At 70.5% G+C, this 20204-nt stretch carries 15 protein-coding genes; 9 read left to right on the top strand and 6 right to left on the bottom strand.

Going from position 1 to position 20204, the window contains the following annotated elements; all coding sequences use genetic code 11:
* Positions 1-178: 178 nt before the first annotated feature.
* The 4 genes from AB0I77_RS40000 (at position 179) to AB0I77_RS39985 (ending at position 5308) form a co-directional block, all read left to right on the top strand.
* Positions 179-805, top strand: a complete 627-nt coding sequence (locus AB0I77_RS40000; protein ID WP_363287734.1) for a hypothetical protein — start codon at positions 179-181, stop codon at positions 803-805.
* Between the two features lie 307 nt (positions 806-1112).
* Positions 1113-3344, top strand: coding sequence for an MMPL family transporter (locus AB0I77_RS39995; protein WP_363287733.1), 2232 nt, complete (start codon positions 1113-1115; stop codon positions 3342-3344).
* A gap of 69 nt (positions 3345-3413) precedes the next feature.
* Positions 3414-4628 (top strand): sensor histidine kinase, encoded by a 1215-nt coding sequence (locus AB0I77_RS39990; RefSeq protein ID WP_363287732.1) that lies wholly within the window; start codon positions 3414-3416, stop codon positions 4626-4628.
* Complete coding sequence (locus tag AB0I77_RS39985) at positions 4625-5308, top strand: response regulator transcription factor (protein WP_363287731.1); 684 nt, start codon at positions 4625-4627, stop codon at positions 5306-5308. Before AB0I77_RS39990 ends, AB0I77_RS39985 begins: the two co-directional genes overlap by 4 nt.
* A 269-nt stretch (positions 5309-5577) precedes the next feature.
* On the opposite strand, the gene AB0I77_RS39980 is transcribed toward AB0I77_RS39985, so the two are convergent.
* Positions 5578-8445: a CHAT domain-containing protein gene (locus tag AB0I77_RS39980; protein WP_363287730.1), complete on the bottom strand. Its 2868-nt coding sequence runs from the start codon at positions 8443-8445 to the stop codon at positions 5578-5580.
* Between the two features lie 136 nt (positions 8446-8581).
* On the opposite strand from AB0I77_RS39980, the gene AB0I77_RS39975 reads away from it, so the two are divergent.
* Both AB0I77_RS39975 and AB0I77_RS39970 read left to right on the top strand, forming a co-directional pair.
* A complete protein-coding gene (locus tag AB0I77_RS39975; RefSeq protein ID WP_363287729.1) occupies positions 8582-8974 on the top strand; it encodes a hypothetical protein in 393 nt (130 codons plus the stop codon).
* Positions 8971-9870, top strand: a complete 900-nt coding sequence (locus AB0I77_RS39970; RefSeq protein WP_363287728.1) for a hypothetical protein — start codon at positions 8971-8973, stop codon at positions 9868-9870. The genes AB0I77_RS39975 and AB0I77_RS39970 overlap by 4 nt, the downstream gene beginning before the upstream one ends.
* 96 nt (positions 9871-9966) lie before the next feature.
* On the opposite strand, the gene AB0I77_RS39965 is transcribed toward AB0I77_RS39970, so the two are convergent.
* Positions 9967-11469: a carotenoid oxygenase family protein gene (locus AB0I77_RS39965; RefSeq protein ID WP_363287727.1), complete on the bottom strand. Its 1503-nt coding sequence runs from the start codon at positions 11467-11469 to the stop codon at positions 9967-9969.
* 278 nt (positions 11470-11747) lie between these two features.
* Between AB0I77_RS39965 and AB0I77_RS39960 the strand changes: the two genes are divergently transcribed.
* Positions 11748-11981 carry a hypothetical protein gene (locus AB0I77_RS39960; RefSeq protein WP_363287726.1) on the top strand — a complete coding sequence of 78 codons (234 nt, stop codon included), beginning with the start codon at positions 11748-11750 and terminating at the stop codon, positions 11979-11981.
* Positions 11982-12028: 47 nt separating this feature from the next.
* Here AB0I77_RS39960 and AB0I77_RS39955 read toward each other — a convergent pair whose 3' ends face one another.
* Complete coding sequence (locus AB0I77_RS39955) at positions 12029-13258, bottom strand: cytochrome P450 (RefSeq protein ID WP_363287725.1); 1230 nt, start codon at positions 13256-13258, stop codon at positions 12029-12031.
* Positions 13259-13602: 344 nt separating this feature from the next.
* Between AB0I77_RS39955 and AB0I77_RS39950 the strand changes: the two genes are divergently transcribed.
* The gene (locus AB0I77_RS39950) at positions 13603-14661 is read left to right on the top strand and encodes a hypothetical protein (RefSeq protein WP_363287724.1); all 1059 of its coding nucleotides are present in this window, start codon (positions 13603-13605) and stop codon (positions 14659-14661) included.
* 24 nt (positions 14662-14685) lie between these two features.
* Here the strand turns inward: AB0I77_RS39950 and AB0I77_RS39945 are convergent, their stop codons facing one another.
* Positions 14686-16140, bottom strand: a complete 1455-nt coding sequence (locus AB0I77_RS39945; protein ID WP_363287723.1) for an APC family permease — start codon at positions 16138-16140, stop codon at positions 14686-14688.
* A 198-nt stretch (positions 16141-16338) separates the two neighbouring features.
* Here AB0I77_RS39945 and AB0I77_RS39940 point away from each other — a divergent pair, with 198 nt between their 5' ends.
* Positions 16339-17520: an ROK family transcriptional regulator gene (locus AB0I77_RS39940; protein ID WP_363287722.1), complete on the top strand. Its 1182-nt coding sequence runs from the start codon at positions 16339-16341 to the stop codon at positions 17518-17520.
* A gap of 148 nt (positions 17521-17668) precedes the next feature.
* Here AB0I77_RS39940 and AB0I77_RS39935 read toward each other — a convergent pair whose 3' ends face one another.
* Both AB0I77_RS39935 and AB0I77_RS39930 read right to left on the bottom strand, forming a co-directional pair.
* Positions 17669-18691 carry a S66 peptidase family protein gene (locus tag AB0I77_RS39935; protein WP_363287721.1) on the bottom strand — a complete coding sequence of 341 codons (1023 nt, stop codon included), beginning with the start codon at positions 18689-18691 and terminating at the stop codon, positions 17669-17671.
* 97 nt (positions 18692-18788) lie between these two features.
* The gene (locus AB0I77_RS39930; protein WP_363287720.1) at positions 18789-20192 is read right to left on the bottom strand and encodes an aldehyde dehydrogenase; all 1404 of its coding nucleotides are present in this window, start codon (positions 20190-20192) and stop codon (positions 18789-18791) included.
* Positions 20193-20204: the final 12 nt, after the last annotated feature.

Genomic DNA, 20204 nt, shown 5'->3' with positions numbered 1-20204 from the left:
AGCGGCAGCCCACTGATAGCCACACCCAGCGCCCCTGGGCGACCCAACCCTACGAATGGCTCGATCAACCCGAGCAAGAAGGTAGAGCCCACTGAGATCGTGGCAGATGACCAGAAGGGACCGGCTGGCCGTATTCCTTCCCCGGTAACGGGGCATCGCCCAGGCGTGCTCTGGGTGGATGGACTCGCGCTTCATCATGAGGTCAAACTGGACAACATGTGCCCGCGCCCGTCCGCGGCGCTTCACACGCGATTCGATGGAGGTAAAAGTCATGCGATTACGGCTACTTGCGATCTCGGCAATCGTTGCGTTCGGTGGTCCGGCTCTAGCGGTCAGCCACGCCGCCCCGGCGATGGCGGCATCGTCCGGAGTGGTGGCGCCGTCCGCCCTGGCGGAACTTCCCGCTGCCATCAATCCGAACGGGGGCGTGCCGGTTCAACCCGAGGGGACCGCGCTGGTCCAGGTGGGCTTCCAGTCTCAGTTCAACTACTCGTTCGTGGCCGGGCAGCCCGCGGCCGCCGCTCAAATCTTCGATCTTCTGCCGTCAGGCGTGTCATACGGCTTGGGCGCGGACACGAGCGAGGTCGTGGTCGCGCAGTTGCGTCCGCTGGACACCACCGACACGCTCGGCTATATCACCACCGTCGCGCTGCTGTATATCCCGTCGGACGACGTGGACATTCTGCAAGCGGCGCTCCTTAACGCCGGGTCACCGCTCTATAACAACCCGGACAGTCGTGTCGGGGCATTGATGTCCCACATTTCGCCCGAAATTCCCGCCACGCCTGCGCCGAAACCCATTTAACCAATAATCTCGGTGTTTCGTGACGGTCCGTCGGTTGCTCTGGCGGGCCGTTTCGATTGTCGGCCGGCTGGCCGGTGGGTCTGCGATCGAGTCGGGCTTTCCTCCAGGCGGGGCGTTTCTGCGACGTCCATGGACCAGACGGAATCTGGGTGCGAGACACGGAGCAGCCTCATCCCTGAGGAGGACAGCGGCGCGTCACCTCCTGCACCGTCACCAAGTCACAGTGCCAGCACGGGCACGATGACCCGGAGCACCTCTTCCCGCCAGGCTGGTCGTCTGTCCAAGACCAGACCTGGAGACCTTTCTCGTGGCTACCTTGCTCTATCGGTTGGGCCGGACCGCCTTCCGGCGCCGCTGGCTCGTGACGTTGTTGTGGGCGGTGATCGTCGGCGCCGTCGGTTTCGGCGCCGCCAAGGCTCCCGCCGCCGCTGACGACGGCACGTCCTTCATGCCCGGCATCGAGGCGCAGAAGGCGTTCGATCTGATCGGGGAGCGTTTTCCCGGCTCGGACGCCGACGCCGCCAATGCCCGGATCGTGTTCATCGCGCCGGACGGGGAGAAGGTGACCGCGGCCGGCCATCGCGCCGCCATCGACACGCTCGTGGCCAAGGCGGCCGACGAGCCGCAAGTCTCCGGCGCCGTGAACCCGTTCAAGGCAGGCGCGGTGAGCGAGGACGGCTCCACCGCCTACGCCACGGTGAACTACAAGGTGAAGGCCGACGATCTCACCGATGCCGGCAAGGCCGCTCTGGAGAAGGCCATCGACGAGGTCCGCGACTCCGGCCTCACGGTTGAGGTCGGCGGCAGCGCACTGGCCACCCAGCCCGAGGCGGGCGGCTCTTCCGAGGTCATCGGCATCGCTCTCGCCGCCGTCGTCCTGCTGATCACCTTCGGATCCCTCGCGGCTGCCGGCCTGCCCCTGCTCACCGCCGTCGTCGGTGTGGGAGTGAGCATGGCCTCCATCATGGCGCTGGGCAGCACCTTCGGCCTTTCCCTGACCACCGGGACGCTCGCCACGATGCTCGGACTCGCGGTCGGCATCGACTACGCCCTGTTCGTGGTCTCCCGCTACCGGGAGGAACGGGCGAACGGCCACGATCCGCGCGAGGCGACCGGCCTGGCGGTCGGCACGGCCGGCTCCGCCGTGGTCTTCGCCGGCCTGACGGTCGTCATCGCGCTGGCCGGACTGTCGGTGATCGGTGTTCCGATGCTGACGAAGATGGGCTTGTGCGCGGCCGGCGCCGTGGTCGTCGCCGTCCTGATCGCCCTGACCCTGGTCCCGGCGCTGCTCGGAATGTGGCCCAACGCGGTGCTCTCCCGCACCGAGCGGGGGCGCGGCCTCCCGACCGGTCAGCGGACTGACGGCACGGACAACGGCGGGTCCCGGTGGGCGCGGTTCGTGCTGCGCCGCCCGGTGGCCGTGCTGGTGGCGTGCATCGCGGGCCTGGGCGCCCTCGCCCTGCCCGCCGCGCACCTGGAACTGGGCATGCCGGGAGACGAGTCCAAGCCCACCTCGTCGACGGAGCGGCGCGCTTACGACGCGCTCGCGGACGGCTTCGGTGCGGGCTTCAACGGGCCGCTGACGGTTGTCGTGGACGTCAAGGGCGTAGCGGGGCCCAAGGAAGCCGTGAGCCGCATCGCCAAGGAGATCGGCACCACCGACGGGGTCGTATCGGTCTCTTCGGCCCGGTTCAACGCGGCAGGTGACGCCGCGCTCTTCTCGGCGGTTCCGGCCACCGGCCCGAACGACGAGGACACGAAGACCCTCGTGCAGACGATCCGTGCCGAACGCGCGGACCTCGAGCGGGAGACGGGGGCGACTTTCGAGGTCACCGGCAGTACCGCGATGAACATCGATGTCGCGCAGGCGCTTCAGGACGCGCTCGTGCCGTACCTGGTCGTCATCGTCTCTCTGGCCCTGATACTGCTCCTGGTGGTCTTCCGTTCCGTGCTCGTGCCCATCAAGGCCGCTTTCGGGTTCCTGCTGTCGGTTCTGGCGTCCCTCGGTGCGGTCGTGGCGGTCTTCCAGTGGGGCTGGGGCGCGGAACTGCTGGGGGTCGAGCAGGCGGGTCCGATCATGAGCCTGATGCCGATCTTCCTCGTGGGCATCGTCTTCGGTCTGGCCATGGACTACGAGGTCTTCCTCGTGACCCGTATGCGGGAGGCGTACGTCCACGGAGACCGGCCCGCGCAGGCCATCGTCACCGGCTTCCGGCACAGTGCGCGGGTGGTCGTCGCCGCGGGGGTGATCATGATGGCGGTCTTCTCGGGCTTCATCGGCTCCGGCGAGTCGATGATCAAGACCATCGGCTTCGGCCTCGCCATCGCGGTGCTGTTCGATGCCTTCGTGGTGCGCATGGCGCTCGTGCCCGCGGTGCTGGCCCTGCTCGGCGACAAGGCGTGGTGGCTGCCTCACTGGCTCGACAGGGTGCTGCCCCGCGTGGACGTCGAGGGCGCCGGGCTCACCGCGCAGCCCGCACAGGGCGCCGGAGGGGCGAGCAGGGAGCCCGCACCGTCGCAGGAGCCGGCCCGTACCTGAGGTGAGTCACGCACCATGAGTCACGCACGATGAGTCACGCACCACCTGTTGAACCCATCTCGGAGTGTGATGAGCACAAGCTGGCAGCGCCGGGCAGCGGCCCGTCCCCAAGCCGTCGAGGCGACGGCGCTGGTCCTGCTGTTCGCCTGCACCGTCTCCGGGGTCGTCGTCACCCGGGCGGTCATGTCCGAGCCGCTGCCGGTGTGGCCCGGTGTCGCCCTGTCCGCGGTCGCCTGCGTCGTGCTCCGCCGGCGGCACAGCCGCCCGCTTCCCGTCCTCGCCGCGACCACTCTGTGCACCATGGCCCAGGGTGCCCTCGGCTACCTCCTGACGCCCCTGCTGATGGGCCCGCTCCTGGTCGCGCAGTACTCCACCAGTGTGCGGACCCCTCGCCGAACCACCTGGAACAGCGCGCTGACGGCCGCCACCGGCATGGTCGTCACCGGGCTGTTCCTCACCTCGTTCCACAACTCCCTGATCCTGGCCATCGTCAACCCGGCGGCATGGGTTCTGCTGTCCGCGGCTTTCGGCAGCTACATCCGGGTACGCCGCGAGTACGCCGCGGCCCGTGCGGAGCACGCCGACCGTCAGCGCGAGGAAGAGGCACGCCACCGGGTGATCCAGGAACGCATGCGCATCGCACGGGAACTGCACGACGTGGTGGCCCATCACCTGACCCTGGCCAACGCCCAGGCCGGCACCGCCGCCCACCTGGCACGGACCGACCCCGACCAGGCTTTCGAGATCATGGACAAGCTGCCCCAGACCACTGCCGCGGCCCTGCGCGAACTCAAGGCCACCGTGGGACTCCTGCGCGAGGACACCGACACCTCGGACGACGAGGTGACTCCCGCACCAGGGCTGCGGCAGGTGCCCGCCCTGGTCGACGCCTGCTCGGCGGCCGGCCTGGAGGTGACCGTCACCGTCGAGGGACAGCCGCGCCGGCTCACCCCCGGACTCGATCTGACGGCCTACCGGATCATCCAGGAAGCACTCACCAACGTCACCAAGCATGCCGCCACCCGCACCGCGCAGGTCCGCCTCGCCTACACGCCCCACTACCTGACCCTGACCATCACCAACGAGACCGCCCCCGACCGCCCGGCGCCCGATGCCGGCTCCGGGCACGGTTTCGGTCTGCTCGGCATGCGCGAGCGCGCCCTGTCCGCGGGCGGCACCTTCAACGCCGGCCGACGCCCGCGGGGCGGCTTCGAAGTCGCCTGTTCCCTTCCGCTCAACAGCCCCGATCCGCTCGACAGCCCCGACGAAAGCGCCGCCACATGACCATCCGCGTCCTGCTCGCCGACGACCAGGCCCTGCTCAGGGGAACCTTCCGCATCCTCATCGACTCGGTTGCGGACATGACCGTCGTGGCGGAGGCAGCCGACGGTCAGGAGGCCATCGAGCTCACCGGCATGCACCGGCCCGATGTGGTCATCATGGACATCCGCATGCCGGGCGTCGACGGGCTGACCGCCACCGCCGACATCTGCTCCCGACCGGAACTGTCCGACACCCGCATCCTCATCCTCACGACCTTCGAGAACGACAGGAACGTCGCCAAGGCCCTGCGCGCCGGCGCGAGCGGCTTCCTGGGCAAGGACGTCAGCGCCGACGTCCTTCTGTCGAGCGTCCGTACCATCGCGGCAGGCGACTCCCTCCTCTCCCCCACCGCCGTCCGAGCCCTCATCAACCGCTTCCTGGCCACCCCGGACACCGACGACTTCATCGCCCTCCCCGAACTCCTGAGCGCCCTCACCGAACGCGAACGCGAGGTCATGGCCCTGGCGGCGCACGGCAAGTCCAACGCGGAGATCGCCGAGGAGCTCGTCCTGAGCCCCCTGACCATCCGCAGCCACATCCAACGAGCGATGACGAAGCTCAACGCCCGCGACCGCGCCCAACTCGTCGTCATCGCCTACCAAAGCGGCCTGGTAAGGCCCCATCCACAGCACAAGAGCTGACCACCAGGTCGAGGGCGATTCCGTCGCCCCGTGCGCGGCGATCGGTCACGGCGGGGGTGCTAGGGCCTGTGTCGAAAGTGGCGTCGTCCGCCCGAAGGGCGGGCCGGGCGGCGTCTGGTGCGTGCTCTCGGCGTGCCGGGCGGAGACCCTCGTACTGGACGTACTTGGGCATTCGCCCGGTGCGGCGAGTGGGGGCACCTCCCACGCCCTTAAGGCAGTGGGGGAGCGTGCCAGGCGTCGCCCGGCAGGCGCCACTTTCGACACAGGCCCTAGCGGCCGACGTGGATGTGCCCCGCCCACAGGGACGGGCTGGCCGGATACCGGTCGCGCAGGTCCCGTACGGCCCCATGCAGCGCCTGTGCCGACGACTCGGTGTGCGGTGCCGTGCTGCCCCCATGGGTCAGCCCGGCGTACGTCGCCCGCGTGATCTCCGCCGAGGTGGCGTCGTTGACCGACCAGAGCGTGCCGATGACGTGCCGGTATCCGGCGAGCTGGAACGCCCCCGTGATGTGCACAGCCTCGTCGACGGTGGCCAGGTGCGTGAACGAGGTGCTGCATGCCGACAGGTACGCGAGGTCCGCCCCGGGCAGGTCCATGGCCGAGATCTGCTCCACGGTCAGCGGCCGGGTGAGGTGGTCGTGCAGCAGCAGCGTGCCGGCGGCGGGGTTCTCCCAGTCGGTGACGCCGTGGCAGGACAGGTGGGCGACGGCGTGGAAGGGCAGCGCCGAGACGACGTTCTCGTACGTGGCCTGCGCGCCGGACAGGACCAGCGCGTACGGCAGCAGCTCGGTGAGGGCCGCGACCTCCGCCGTCACGCCGGGCAGCGAGGGCGCGCCCTCGGCGTCGGGCACCGCGACGATCAGCGCACCGGGGGCCGCACCGGCTGCCGTGGGCGTCCGGTGTGCCAGGGCGCGCACGGTCGTGGTGTAGGAGGAGACGGCCCGGTCCATCACCGTTGCCCCGCCGCCGTCGTGGTGTCCGGCGGCATGCAGCGGGAAGTAGGCCATCACGCCCACGGGGCACCACCAGATGCGGGGCGGGGGCCGCACACCGGACGGGTCGGTGAGGCCCAGCGCGTCGAGCACGGGCGCCGTGACGTGGTCCCACAGCCAGCGCAGGACCTCGTCGAGGTCCCGCTGGGCCTGCCGCCGCGCGGGCAGCGATGTGGCGTGCGCGGCCGCGGAGACGGCATGGGTCAGCCGCCCGAGCCAGGGGTGCACGGCGGCCCGGGTCAGTCCGGTCAGCGGGACCGTCCGGACCGGCTGCGCCGCGTCCGCCGACAGGACGAGCGCGTCGCCGCGATGCTCACTGACGTTCACGATCACCACGGGACCCTGCTCGGCGTGGAGCCGCAGCGCGTGAACGGAGGGCGGCAGCAGGAACCCTTCCATACCCTTAAGGCTCCGGATCCGGCTCAGCAGCTCGTCCCAGTTCCCGTCGAGGGCACCGGCGTTGAGGTCGGCGCGCAGCCGCGTGAGCTCGGCATGGAGTTCCGGTGACCGCTGCCGCAGCTCCCTGAGGTCACGGGCCTCCAGCGACCGGCCCTGGAGGACACCGCGCGACAACTCCAGGAGCTCGACGGCCCGTTCCGGTCTGCCCAGCTCCACAGCCGCGGACGCGGCGGCGGCCGGCAGCCCGTCGAGGCTTCTGATCCCCTGGATACTGCCCGCGTACGACAGCCAGTCCGGGGTGAGTTGTGGCAGCAGGGCGACGGCGGCTTCGTAGGCGGCGAGCGCGGCCTGCGTGTCGCCCAGGGCCGCCTCCATCGTGCCCAGCTTCTCGAAGCTCGTGATCCGTACGATGGCCGGCCCGGTACTCGACGCCGCCTGTGCGAAGGCATCCCGCGCCTCGCGGCGCCGCGCGGTGCCTTCCCCGCGGTCCGCCAGATCGCGCAGGACGATGCCCAGATGCCACAGGCGATCGCCCCGTTCCTGATGATCGAGCGGCGTGGCGGCGGCTACTTCCCGGAACAACCCGAGCGCCTGGTGCAACGCCTCGGTGTCGGTGCTGCCCACGTCCAGGCCGGCGCCGTACAGCAGGACCTGCGCCAGCTGGAAGCGTGCTTCATTGCGCTCGGCGCCGCCTTCGGGGGCGGCGGTCACAGCCATGCGGGCTGTCTCCTCCGCGTCCCTCAGCACGTGCGGCTCCTGGGTCATGAGGTGCAGGGAGAGCAGCGCGGAGGTGAGGTCGAGGAGAATCCCGGCCCGCTCGTCGTCGACCGGCTGGGTCTCGATGGTCGTCGTCATCAGGTCGATAGCGCCACGCATCATGCCGGGGTCTCTTCGATCCTGGGCGAGCATCCTCAAGACGGATGCGCCAAGTACGCAGCGCTGGACGAATTCGGGGTGCCGCCCCGGCGTGGCCTGCACGCACTGACCGCTCACCTCCACCGCCTCGAACAGCAGTTGCGTGTCCATCGTGGCGGCGTGCAGTGCCTTGAGCGCGCGGGCGAGATCGAATTGTGCCCCCGCACGTTCGCCGGCGCCGCCGGCCTCGGACACCGCCTCGCGCGCGATGCCGACGGCTTCGTGGAGCGGTTCGACCTGTGCGGTGGCGTCGGCCAGCAAGCGCAGCGAGGTGATCAGGACAGTCCGGCACCGAGGACGGTCCGAGCTGCGGAGCGGGGCGGAGGCGTAGCCCTCGCGCGCCACGTGCACGGCCTCGACCACCGCGTTCCGGTCCCCGCTCCGCTCGAAGTACGTACCGAGCTGGAGAGCCAGGAAGAACTGGTACAGCGGGCGGACCGCGTCGCCCTGCGGCGTGGCGGCGACGGCCTCGCGGAAGGCGTGCACGGACTCGGCGGCGGCCTCCGGGGACTCCGTGTCCGCCGCCGCCCAGAACAGCGCCCGGCCCAGACCGTAGAAGACCTGGCGGCGCAGGGGGTGGCCCGCGGGCGCCAGCGCGACGCAGCGGTGGAACAGGGCGACCGATGCCGCGAGATCCGCTTCTCGTTCACCGCCGGTCCTGAGCTGGGCGCGCACGGAGAACATCTCCGCCGCGTTGAGCGCCACCTGGAGGTCCTGTGGATCGGCGGCCACCAGTTCCAGCAGTCCCTCCAGAACCGCGGAGGGGTCCTTGTGCGACCCCTCGTGGCGGGACGCCGCGAACAGCAGTCGGCCGCGCTTCCATTTTCCCAACACGTCCTCCTAGTTCGGCACCCGGCACACGCGCCCCTACCGTAGCGAGGTGCGTCCCGTCACCGTCGCCCCGTAGAGTCCCCAACTCCGGTATTTGTCAGGGGATACGGCGATCACGACGGCAGGGAGCTCCTCGGTGGACGAACTCGCGGAACGGCTCGGCCGGGTGTGCACCCTCATGGGTGAGGGCGAACTGGAGGAGGCGGCCCGTCAGGCGGGCGCGGAGGAACTCGTCACGGCGATCCTGACGGCGCTGCGCGGAGGCGAGCCCGTGTCACGCTCCGTGCTGGAACAGCGGCTCGACACGCTGGACGACCGGATGGCCGCGGCCGGCTTCGGGATCGTGACCACGGCCGCGAAGAACTATCAGTCCTTGCCCGGGGCCGGCGGCGGCCGTCCCGTCGTCCACCGGTGGACCTGCCCCGCCGCCCACCCCTGCGAGAGGGTGTCGAGCACGGAGCTGCGACCGGAAGCCCCCGTGTGCGCGGTGACGGGCCGGCCCTTCGTCTACGGCCGGGTCCGGCTGTGAGCACGTTCCTGGCCGCCCTCGCCGGCAAGGCGGCCGAGAAGTGGCTGGGCCTGCTCGTCCTGCCCGGGGTGTGCTACCTCGCCTGCGTGGTCGCCGCCGCGGTACTGGGACACGGTGACGCGCTGAACCCGGGTGAACTCCAGCAGGCCGTCGACCGGTTGGCCGCCCACCCGGGGGCCTCGAACGCCGGGGCGATCCTGCTCGTGGCCGCCGGTGTACTGGCGGCGGCCGCGCTGGCCGGCCTGTGCGCCGGAGCGTCGGCTGTCGCCGTCGAGCGACTGTGGACCATGCGAGGTGACCAGTGGCCGGCACGCGCCCTCGTCCGGCGCCGCGTCCGGCGGTGGCGGCAGGCCGACGCGGCGTGCGAGGCGGCCGGGACCCGCTCCGACCTCGCCAGGGCGACCGAACGGCGCGACACCATCGCTCTGGTACGGCCTCGGCGGCCCACCTGGATCGGCGACCGCTTCCACGCCGTCGACCAGCGTGTGTACGACGCCTACGACCTGGACCTCGGCTCCGCGTGGCCCCGGCTCTGGCTGGTGGTACCCGATGCGGTCCGGTCCGAACTCGTCTCGGCTCGCGAGGCGTACGGTGCCGCTTCCCGGCTCGCCGGATGGGCCCCGCTGTACCTGATCCTGGGCGCGTGGTGGTGGCCGGCGCTGCTCGTCGCCGTGGTCGTCGCGGCCACGGCGTGGGTCCGGGGCCGCACGGCGGCGGCGGTGCTCGCCGATCTCGTCGAGGCCACCGTCGACCTCCACGCCACCACCCTGGCCGAGGAACTCGGCGTGACCGGTGAACGGCCCGCCCTCACCAGAGACATCGGCGAGGCCATCACCACGACCCTGCGCAAGGACCCGCCCCCGGACCCTCCCGACGGTCCGATGCCGAACGCCTAGCCGTCGGGTCCGCCAAACTCCGTTGGGGCAACCCCAGTTCGGCTCTCGCAACCGGAACCCCCGGAGCGCCTCCGGCCGCACCGCACGCGCGGGCCGTCATGCGTCGGGAATCCAGCTGCCGTGGAAGCCCAGCGGCACGCGCCCCGGCAGGTGGATCCGGGCGACCGGCTCACCGGTGAAGTCCTGGGCCGCGAGGATCACCAGGTCGGAGGCTCCGCGGTCGGGATTGTGGACGTAGGCGATCGCGTATCCGTCGTCCTCGGCCGCCTTCGGGTCGTTCGGGTCGGACGGCACGAACACCGCCTCGCTCGCCGCGGCGTCCCGTGGCAGCCGGTGGACCTGGCTCGTGCCGCGCAGCAGGTCGTGCTTGATGAGCGCACTGCTGAACGCGCGGTCGGGCGGGTTGCCGTCCGCCGTCACATAGGCCAGCGTCATCTCGGCGGCGGCGGCCGAGTAGCCGTAGCGGTGCCGTCGGGACACCAACGCCTCGTTGACGCGCGGGAATTCCTGCGGGCGGTCGTCGAGAGTCCTCGTCCGGACCCGGCCGCGGCGCAGGTCGATCGTCCAGCGGTCGAGCCTGGCGGTGCCCGCCCCGTAGGGCCCGCCCGAGCCGCGGCCTGCGACGTGGAAGGGTGCGTCGAAGTTCGTCATGTCGATGACGATGTTCGAGCCCTCCTCATACGCGTTGAGGGTGTGCGAGTAGTAGACCGGGTCCACCTCGAACCAGCGCACCGCACCGCCCGCCCGCGGCAGGACGCCGACCCGCGCCGGGTGCTTCCGGTTCCAGATGTACGGCACGATGTCACCGCGCTCGGCGGCGGCCGGGTCGAAGGTGACCGGCATGTCGAGGATCACCACGTGCTTCTCGGTGAGCGCGAAGTCGTGGATCATCGGCGCGTCGGCCACCGGGATCTTCGTGGTGCGCGACACCCGCCCCGTCGGATCCATGACCAGGTGGCGGACATGGTCCCAGGTCGGGTAGTAGGCGATGGCGTGCAACTCACCCGCGTGCACGTCGTACTTCGTGTGCGCGGTGAGCGGGCCCTCGAGGGTGCCCCGGAAGTCGTACGTGCCAACGGTGTTCAGCTCGTCGTCCAGTTCGTACGGCAGCGGCCCGCTCTCCTGGAGCGCGAGGATCCGCCCGCGGTACGGGATCACATGGGTGTTGGCCGGGAAGTCGTCCGGCGGCACGGGTCCCGGGTAGGGCTCGCCCAGCTTCTTCGCCACCTGGGAGGAGCGCACCCAGCGGTTGCGGTACCACTCGGCGCGGCCCTCGCGCAGCCGGACGCCGTGCACCATGCCTTCGCCGAGCATCCAGTGGTGGGCGCGCGGGTCCTCCAGGCCGAGGACGTTGGGTCCGTTGCGCAGGTAACGCCCGTTCAGTTCGCGCGGGATGCGCCCGGTGACCGGCAGGTCGAAGGCCGTCAGTTCCTCGGTGACGGGCTTGAACGCCCCCGCCAGGAACGGGAGGTGCCGCGTCGCCGTCTCCTGGGGTGCCGCGACGGCCGGCTGGGACCCCGCTCCGGCCCCGGCCAGTCCGCCCGCTGCCGCCATCGCCGCCGCGCCGCGCAGCACGTTGCGTCGTGTGTGTTCCGTCATTTCCCTTACTCCTGACCGCGGTTGTCGTGAAGGACAGGTACGAGTCTGCGGTCGGCGGCGGGCCAGGTCAGGAGTGGTGGACCCCGTCCGGGAGGTGTTGCCAGGTCCCCCTTTTTGCCAACAGGGTCATCGAGGTTGGGTCATGGAGGCATCGCCCCAGGGCGTCCACCGAAGGGATGACACGGCGCCTTCCGGTGACTCCACGCCCGGCAGCTACCCCTTAGATCACACTTCCGGCAAACCGGTGACCAGGCATCAAGCACCTCGTTGAAGCTGGCATGCGAATCCGTACCTGCCAGCGCGCCGCTGTCCTGCTCATGGTCCTCACCGCTCTCCAGAGCGGCACGTCCGCCCTGGCCGACGGGAGGGACTCGCGGGGCCAGGGCGACCCGCACACCCAGTCGGCCTCGATCGACCCGCTGACGCCCTTCGCCCAGGGCGCGTCGGCACTTGCCGGCATGGCCGCGCCGTTCGTCGACGCGGCCGACGCTGTCATGTTCCCCCGGGGGTGACCGCAAGCACCCCCGAAGGCGCACAGCCTGCGTAAAGACAGAACGAGCTAGTCGACGGCGCGCAGCCGCACGGGGAGTTCCTGGTGACCGTTGCTGATGAGGGTCGGTATCGGCTGCAAACCGTCGGCCGGTACCGCGAGCGACATGGTCGGGAAACGCCCGAAGAGCTGTCGCAGGGCTTCTGCGACTTCGAGACGGGCCAGGGGAGCACCCAGGCAGAAGTGCACGCCGTAGCCGAACGCCAAGTGGTCCTTGACCTTGCGGGTGACGTCGAAGGTGTCGGCGTCGGGCCCGTGCCACTCCGGGTGACGGTTGGCGGCGGCGTACGCGGCGAGGATGGGGTCCCCCGCGGAGATGGTCTGCCCGTCGGGCAGGTCGATGTCGGTCACGGCGAAGCGCATCGGCAAGTACTTGATGGCGGGCTCGATGCGCAGGGTCTCCTCCACCACGTCATCCCAGGCGGCTTGGCCGGTGCGGACGAGGTGAAGCTGGTCGGGCGAGGTCAGCAAGGCGAAGACAGCCTGGTCGATGACGTTGACGGTCGTTTCGTACCCGGCGTTGATCATGAGGATCAGCGTGTCGCGCAGTTCCACATCGGTGAAGCCCGAGCCGTCCGATTCCTCGTCGCGGGCCGCGATGAGGAAAGAGGTCATGTCGTCACCGGGGTTGCCGCGCTTGGTGGCGATCAACTGGTCGGTGCTCTCGAAGAGACGCGCGGTATTGGCCTGGGCCTGCTCAGGCGTGAGCGTACTGTCGAAGACGTTGTCGACGATCTGCCGGAAATCGTCCCGCTGGTCTTCCGGCACGCCCATCAGGTGGCCGATCACGTTGATGGGCAGCGGGTAGGCCAGTCGCTGGCGCAGATCCACCGCCTGGCCGGCCGGCACCGCGGCAAGGTCGTCGATCAGTTCGGTGACCATGGCCTCGACGGTCGGCTTCAGCTGGGCGATGCGACGTGCGCTGAAGGCGGGGGAGACCATCCGCCGTAATCGGCGGTGGTCCGCGCCGTACGCCGTGAGCATGCTCTGCACCTCGATCCACAGGGCGAGCGGCCACGTTTGGGTCGTCTCCTCGAAAGCCGGGTAGTGGGCGCGGCCGTTCTTGGAGACATCAGAGCTGGTGAGCAGGGTCTTGAGGAGGGCGGGGTCACTGACCGCCCAGGCGGACAGGCCGAGGATGTCCACGCGGGTGGCCGGACCACGAGCCCGCAGAGCCTGGTGTTCCGTGTGCCGGTCGGCGCCGTGGGGATCGATGACGAACGGGAGGGGCAGAGACATGTGTCTTCTCCTTCAGGCCTCGGTAGCGCGGTGGAGGGAGCCTCGGATACACAGTGATGACCGGGACAACCGGCTGTGTGTGACAGGAAGAGCGCACGCCGGCCCGCAGACGCGCCGCACGGCGGTTTGCCCGTCACCCGGATGGGCCAAGGCGGCATGTCCCTCATCCGCGCAGGCAGCACCGTGCGGCCCGGTGAGCCGCAGGTGGTACCGCCCCGGCTCGCCGGGCGATCCCGGCGTGGATCCCACAGGATGGTGCCGGTTGCCCAGCCATGAGAATCCGCAGGGCAGCCGCTTGCCGTATGCGGCGGACTGCCGCCCCATTCCTCACTCAGGAGCACCTCATGGCAGTGATGGCGGAAGAACTCGTACCGGTGCTGGAGGATGCGCGCCAGGCTCATGTCGCGGTCCTCGACCGGTTCCGGGCGGATGTGACGGTCACGCCGCCGGGCCCGTACCGGCAGATGCTCGAGCGCCAGGCCGCCGAAGTCCAGATCAGCGTGCAGCGCATTCGGCGCCAGGAGCGCGAACTGCACCGCCGGGGCCTGATGGGCACCGCTGTCGGTGTGACGCGGTCCGTCTCGCGGGGTGCGGTGCGCACGGTGATGCTGCCGCTGACGATCGGGTCGGTGGTGGTCCGGGGAGTGCTGCCCGGCGGGGGCCCGGCCGATGCGCGACGGCTGCTGAGGAACGCGGAGGACGAGTACGCCGCTGCGGCGCGGGCACTGGCGGCGTGCCGGGCCGGGGAGGTCCTCGCCGAGCAAGCGGACGACGAGCCCACCGCCGACCTGCTCGGCGCGCTGCGCCGCCAGGACGAGGAACTGCTTCAGGTGCTGGAGGACAGCCTCGCCGAACAAGCCCGCGTCATGGCGGCATCCACCAACGGCTTCGGCCCGGCTGAGAGCCGGAACGGCGGTTTGGCCGGCGCGGCGGCCCAGACGATGCGGACCGTCTTCGATCAGGCACAGGACGTGGCCCAGCGCGGCGTCCGGTGGGCCCGGGGTGCGGCCGAGGGCGGGGTGCGGGAGACACCCCACGCCGGTCCCATGGCCGAGGAAATCCTGGGAGCGGTCAGGCGGGAGGAGGATCTGCCGATTCCCGGGTTCGGCCGACTCGGCACGCAGGAGATCGAGAGGCGGCTGCCCTCGCTGTCCCAGTTGGAGCTGACGGTGATCGAGGGCTACGAGCGCGCGCACGCGAACCGGAAGCGCATCCTGGACGCCATCGAGCAACTGCACGAAGAACAGCCGTGGCTCGGCTACGACGCCATGGCCCCGGACGAGATCAGAGCGAGCCTGGAGGACGCTCCGTCCCACCAGGCCCGCCAGGTGCTGGAGTACGAACAGCGCCACCGGCAACGGCAAGCAGTGCTCTCCGCCGCCAAGGCGCACATCACCGGCTGACCGCGAAAGACCGTCCGTGTGTCCTCACGTCCCCGCGGGCTCCGCATCCGGGGTCGGTGCGGTCAGGTACTCCTCCGAGATCTCCTTCGGTCCGAAGGGCCACACCTTCTCCAGGCGCGCCCAGATGACGTAGGCGATACAGCCGAGGGCGAGCCACGCAAGGGACCATTCGATGGGGTGGCGGCCCGGGGAGTTCTTGTCCGCGTATCCGTAGATGGTGAGCCAGCCCGCGAGGGCGAGGAAGCTCGGCAGCGGATACAGCCACATGCGGTACGGGCGATGGAGGGTCGGTTGGCGCTTGCGGAGGACCGAGAGGGCGAGCACCTGGGCCAGCGCCTGGACGATCACCATGACCGTGGTGAGGAGTTGGATGAGCGTGGCCAGGTCGGTGTGGCGGCCGATCAGGAAGCCGATCGCCGTGATGACGCCCATGGTCGCCAGGCCCAGCGTCGGGAAGCGGTGCCGGGCGTGCAGTTTGGCGTAGGGGCGGAAGAAGACCCGGTCACGGGCGGCGTCGTAGGGAACGCGCGAGCCGCCCAGCAGACCGGTGAAGACCGAGGCGAACGCGGTGATGAGGATCAGGACGGTGACCGTGTCCGCGGCGCCCTTGCCCCAGGTTTCCTCCATGACCGCCGAGGCCACGGACGTGGAGGCGATGTCGCCCGGGTCGGTCATCCGGTGCCAGTCGATGACGCCGAGGGTGCCGATCTGGAGGAGCAGGTAGATCGCCATGATGCCGAGGATCGAGAAGACGATGGAGCGGGGCAGCGTACGGCCCGGGTCCTTGATCTCCGCGCCCATGTACGCGGTCGTGTTGTAGCCCAGGTAGTCGTAGATACCGATCGTCAGGCCGGCGGCGAAGCCGATCCAGAAGTGGTTGCTCGCGAAGTCGAAGGCGTGCGCCGGGTAGGTGAAGGCCAGGTGCGCGCTGAAGTCGGTCGCCGCGGCCACGATCACCAGGACGACCGAGGTGATCATGACCGTCCACATGACGGCGGTGATGCGGGCGATGTGCTCGATGCCCCGCCAGAGCAGGACGACCACCAGGGCGATGATGCCGAGACCTATGAGATCGCCCGTTGTCCTGCCCATGTCGGGGGCCAGGTAGCCCAGGTACTGGACGAAACCGACCACGCCCGTGGACATGATCAGCGGGATGAAGAGCATCGCCGTCCACACGAACAGGAACGGCATGAGGCGGCCGGTGCGGTACTGGAAGGCCTGGCGCAGATACACGTAACTGCCGCCCGAGCCGGGCATCGACGCGCCCAGCTCGGCCCAGATGAGTCCGTCCGCGAGCGCCAGCACGGCGCCCGCGACGAAGCCGATGATCGCCTGCGGGCCGCCGAACGCGGCGATCATCAGCGGGATCGTCACGAACGGCCCGATGCCGCACATCTGGCTCATGTTGATGGCGGTGGCCTGGAACAGGCCGACGCTGCGGACGAAACCACCGTTGGGTGGCGGACTGCCGGACATGGGTCCTCCTGAAGCAAGACGCGGGGAGAAATACGACGTGAGGGCCGACGTCTGTTGGCGGCCTTCGGACAAGGGCGGCGGGTGACCGGCCGGCGCTGGGCTCCCCTTGGCTCGCCCGGCGAGGCTTACTGGGCGATAAAGTTAAGTACCCTTACTAGATGCGTCAAGTGGGTGTCATGAATGCGTGAGAATGGTGCGATGTCCGCCGACGACGACTCCGAGCAGCCGGAACAGCCCTGGAACCGCCAGCGGTTGCGCAGCACCAACGAGCGACTGCTCCTCGACCGGCTGCGCACCGGCGCCGCCTCGCGCGCCCAACTCGCCCGCGAGACAGGCCTGTCGAAGCCGACGGTCTCCAGCGCCCTCGCGGCGCTGGAGGAGGCCGGGCTCGTCCACGAGGTGGGCACCCACGCACCGGAGCGCGGCCGGGTGGCCGTCCTGTACGCCCCCGATCCCGCGGCCGGATACGCCCTCGGGGTCGACATCGGCCGCGGCTGGCTGCGCGTGGCCGTCGCCGATCTGGACGGCGCCCTGGTCGCGCGCGCCGATGTGCGCAACCGGGCGCGCAGCTCGGGGGCCATGGCCGACCTGGTGGTCTCCACGGCACAGCAGGTCGTCGCCAACTCCGGTGTCGGCGCGGACGAGGTGGCGCACGCGGTGGTGGGCACGCCCGGCGTGTACGACGAGAAGCAGCGCCGGGTGCGGTACGCGACGCAGCTGCCCGGATGGGGCCGGGCGGGCCTCTTCGACCGGATGCGTGAGGAACTCGGCATCCCGCTGGAGGTGCACAACGACGCCAACCTCGCGGCCCTGGGTGAGTACGCCTTCGGCGTCGGCGCGGGCAGCCGCCTGTTCACGTACATCATGATCGGTACCGGTCTCGGCATGGGCGTCGTCAGTGAGGGGCGGCTGTTCACGGGCGCGCACGGCTTGGCCGGGGAGATCGGCTTCCTGCCGTGGCCGGGGCAGCAGAAGCCCCAGACGCTGGAGGACGCGGTGGCGGGCGTGGCCGTCGTCGAGGCGGCGCGGCAGTTCGGGATGACCGGGCAGCAGCTCACCGCGAAGGCCGTGTTCGACGCGGCACGGCAGGGAAATCCCCCCGCGGTGCGGGCGGTTCAGCTGGAGGGCGAGCGGATCGCCCACGCGGTCGCGTCGGCCGCCGCGGTGCTCGACCCCGATCTGGTGGTCCTCGGCGGGGGCGTGGGCCACAGCATCGACCTGCTGCTGCGTCCGGTGCGCGAGACCCTGCGTACCCTCACGCCGCTGCGGCCGAAGATCGTGCCCAGCCGGCTGGGCGAGGATGCGGTGCTGCTGGGCGCGGTGGCGACGGCGCTGGGGACGGCGCGGGACGTGGTGTTCGAGCGGCGCTCGGCGTCCTGAAGCCGGGCTGCTCCCCGCCCCCGCTCCCGCTCCCGCGGGCAAGGAAGACGCCGTCGCCGCTTTGTTTCAGGACGGCGATGCGGCACCGGGCGAGTACCGTTCTCGGCTACGCGAGTAAGGTGGCCGTCCGCTCACTGATCCGCGTTGCTCAGCCGACCGGTCCCGTCATCGCGTGCGGCCGTACCGCCGGTTCGAGCAGTGACAGTGTCCGCTGCCGCGTGTCCAGGCCGACACGGATGCCGACCGGCATCGGCAGATTCGGGCCGGCATGTCCGAACTCGACGTTGCCCAGGACCGGGATGTCACGGTCGCCGAGGACGTCGAGGACTATCTCGGCGAGGGTCGGGGACGCGTCCTGCCCCCCGAGCCCGTCGATCTCGTGCGGGACGCCCACGACCATGCCGGAGATCCGGTCGAGGATGCCGCAGTGCCGCAGTACCTGTAGGTAGTTCCACACATACGACGCCTGGCCGCCCATCTCCTCCCAGAACAGCACCGCGCCGTCGAAGCATTCGAGCGGCAGCGCGTAAGGCGTCGCCTGCGCCAGCACGATGCGATTGATCACCCCGCCGATCAGCCGGCCTTCGGCGCGACCGGCACGCCAGCACTCCCACGACGGGGTGGCCGGCAGCGCACCGATCGCCTCGTCGCCGGTCAGCAGCGTCGAGTAGAGCTTCTCAAGCACCGCTTGGCGCGCTGCGGGCGCAGCCTGCCAGTGCCCGCCGAGTCCAGGGGTGGCCACGTCGGTATGGAAGCCGACCAGGCCCGTGCGCGCGTAGAGCACCAGATGCAGCAGCGAGATGTCGCTGAAGCCGAGGATCGGCTTGGGGTCGGCAGTGATCGCCTCGAAGTCGATCAGGTCCAGGTAACCGAGCGCCGCCTGGCCGCCGTCATGCGCGATGATCGCGCGCACCTCGGGATCACGCAGGAGTCCATTGAACTCCTCGGCGATCTCCGCCGGCCGAGCCGCGCTCCACCAATGGTGCCGCCCTGCTTCGAGGAGCGGGGCCCGACGCACGCGGAATCCCATCCGCTCGAGCACGACCACCGCCTGCTCGAGGTCGGGCTCGTAAGCGGCATGGAGCGGGCCGGACAGCGAGGCGATGACGACGAGATCTCCGGGCCTCAGGGCACGAGGTCGAAGCAGTTGAGGCAGTGCGGAACCGGTCACCGGCGCAGTATCCCGACCCGCGCGACGACACGCGACACATTTACCGCAGTGCCTCGCCCCCCGGAAGGCCTGCCCTCCCGAGGGCCAAGACGCACCGTCACGCATACACGGTCTGCGTCTGCTGGTAGGCCGACAGCCCCTCGGGCCCCAGTTCACGGCCGAGGCCGCTCGCCTTGACGCCGCCGAACGGGGCCGCCGGGTCCGGGATGGAGCGGTTGACGCCGATGGTGCCGGTGCGGACCCGGTGGACGACGGCCGCGCCGCGCTCGGGGTCCGACGTCCACACCGTGCCGCCCAGGCCGAAGTCGGAGTCGTTGGCGATGCGGACGGCGGCGTCGACGTCGTCGTGCGGGATCAGGGAGAGCACCGGGCCGAAGATCTCCTCCTGGGCGATGACGGAGCTGTTGTCCACGTCGGCGAAGACGGTCGGCTGGACGAACCAGCCGCGGTCCAGGCCGGCGGGACGGCCGCCGCCGGTGGTGAGGCGGGCGCCGTCGCCGCGGCCCTTGGCGATGTACGTCTCGACGCGTTCACGTTGACGGGCGGTGGCCATCGGTCCGATCTGGGTCGCCGGGTCGCTCGCGTCGCCGATGTTCAGTGAGCCGGCCAGGGCCGTGAAGGCGTCGACGACCTTGGCGTACCGGCTGCGCGGGGCGAGGACGCGGGTGCCGAGGAAGCAGGTCTGGCCGTTGTTGAGGAGGGTGGCGCCGAACAGGCCCTCGCCGATCTTCGTCAGGTCCAGGTCCGCGTCGTCGAGGACGATGGCCGCGGACTTGCCGCCCAGCTCCAGCGTGACCGGGCGCAGCAGGCGGCCGCAGACCTCGGCGATGGCCCGGCCGGCGGCGGTGGAGCCGGTGAAGGCCACCTTGTCCACGGCGGGGTGGGACACCAGGTACGCGCCGGCCTCGCGGCCTGCCTGCACCATGTTGATGACGCCGGCCGGTACCTCGGCCTCCTCGACGGCCTCGGCGAGCAGGTAGGCGTCCAGTACGGTCTCGGGGGACGGCTTGATGACGAGGGTGCAGCCGGCCGCCATCGCGGGTGCGATCTTGAACATGGTCAGGGCCTGCGGGAAGTTCCACGGCACGATGGCCGCGACGACCCCGACCGGCAGCCTGCGGACCTCGATCGAACCGCCGAAGAGCCCGGCCGTGGTCTCCTCGAAGGCTGCCTCGCGGGCCAGCCCCGCGTAGTACCGCAGCACGGCGCTCGGGTAGCCGACCTCCAACTGCCGGGCGACCGCGACCGGCATGCCGTTCTGGGCGCTGACCCGCTCGACGAATCCGTCGGCACGCTTGTCGATCGCGTCCGCCAGCCGGTCCATCACCTCGGCGCGCCGCGCCGGCTCCCAACTCGCCCAGCCCGTGGGGTCGTCGAAAGCGGCGCGGGCGGCGGCGACCGCCGCGTCGATGTCGGCCTCGGTACCCTCGGGCACCTGGCCGAGGGGTTGTTCCGTGCTGGCGTCGACCGGGGTGATGGACGCTCCCGTGCTGGGGCGCACCCACGGCGTGGA

Origin of the sequence: Streptomyces sp. NPDC050619, assembly GCF_040654815.1 — a bacterium.
GTDB lineage: Bacteria > Actinomycetota > Actinomycetes > Streptomycetales > Streptomycetaceae > Streptomyces.
Note: the sequence above shows the minus strand (reverse complement) of the source record. Positions and strands in the feature narration are given on the sequence as shown.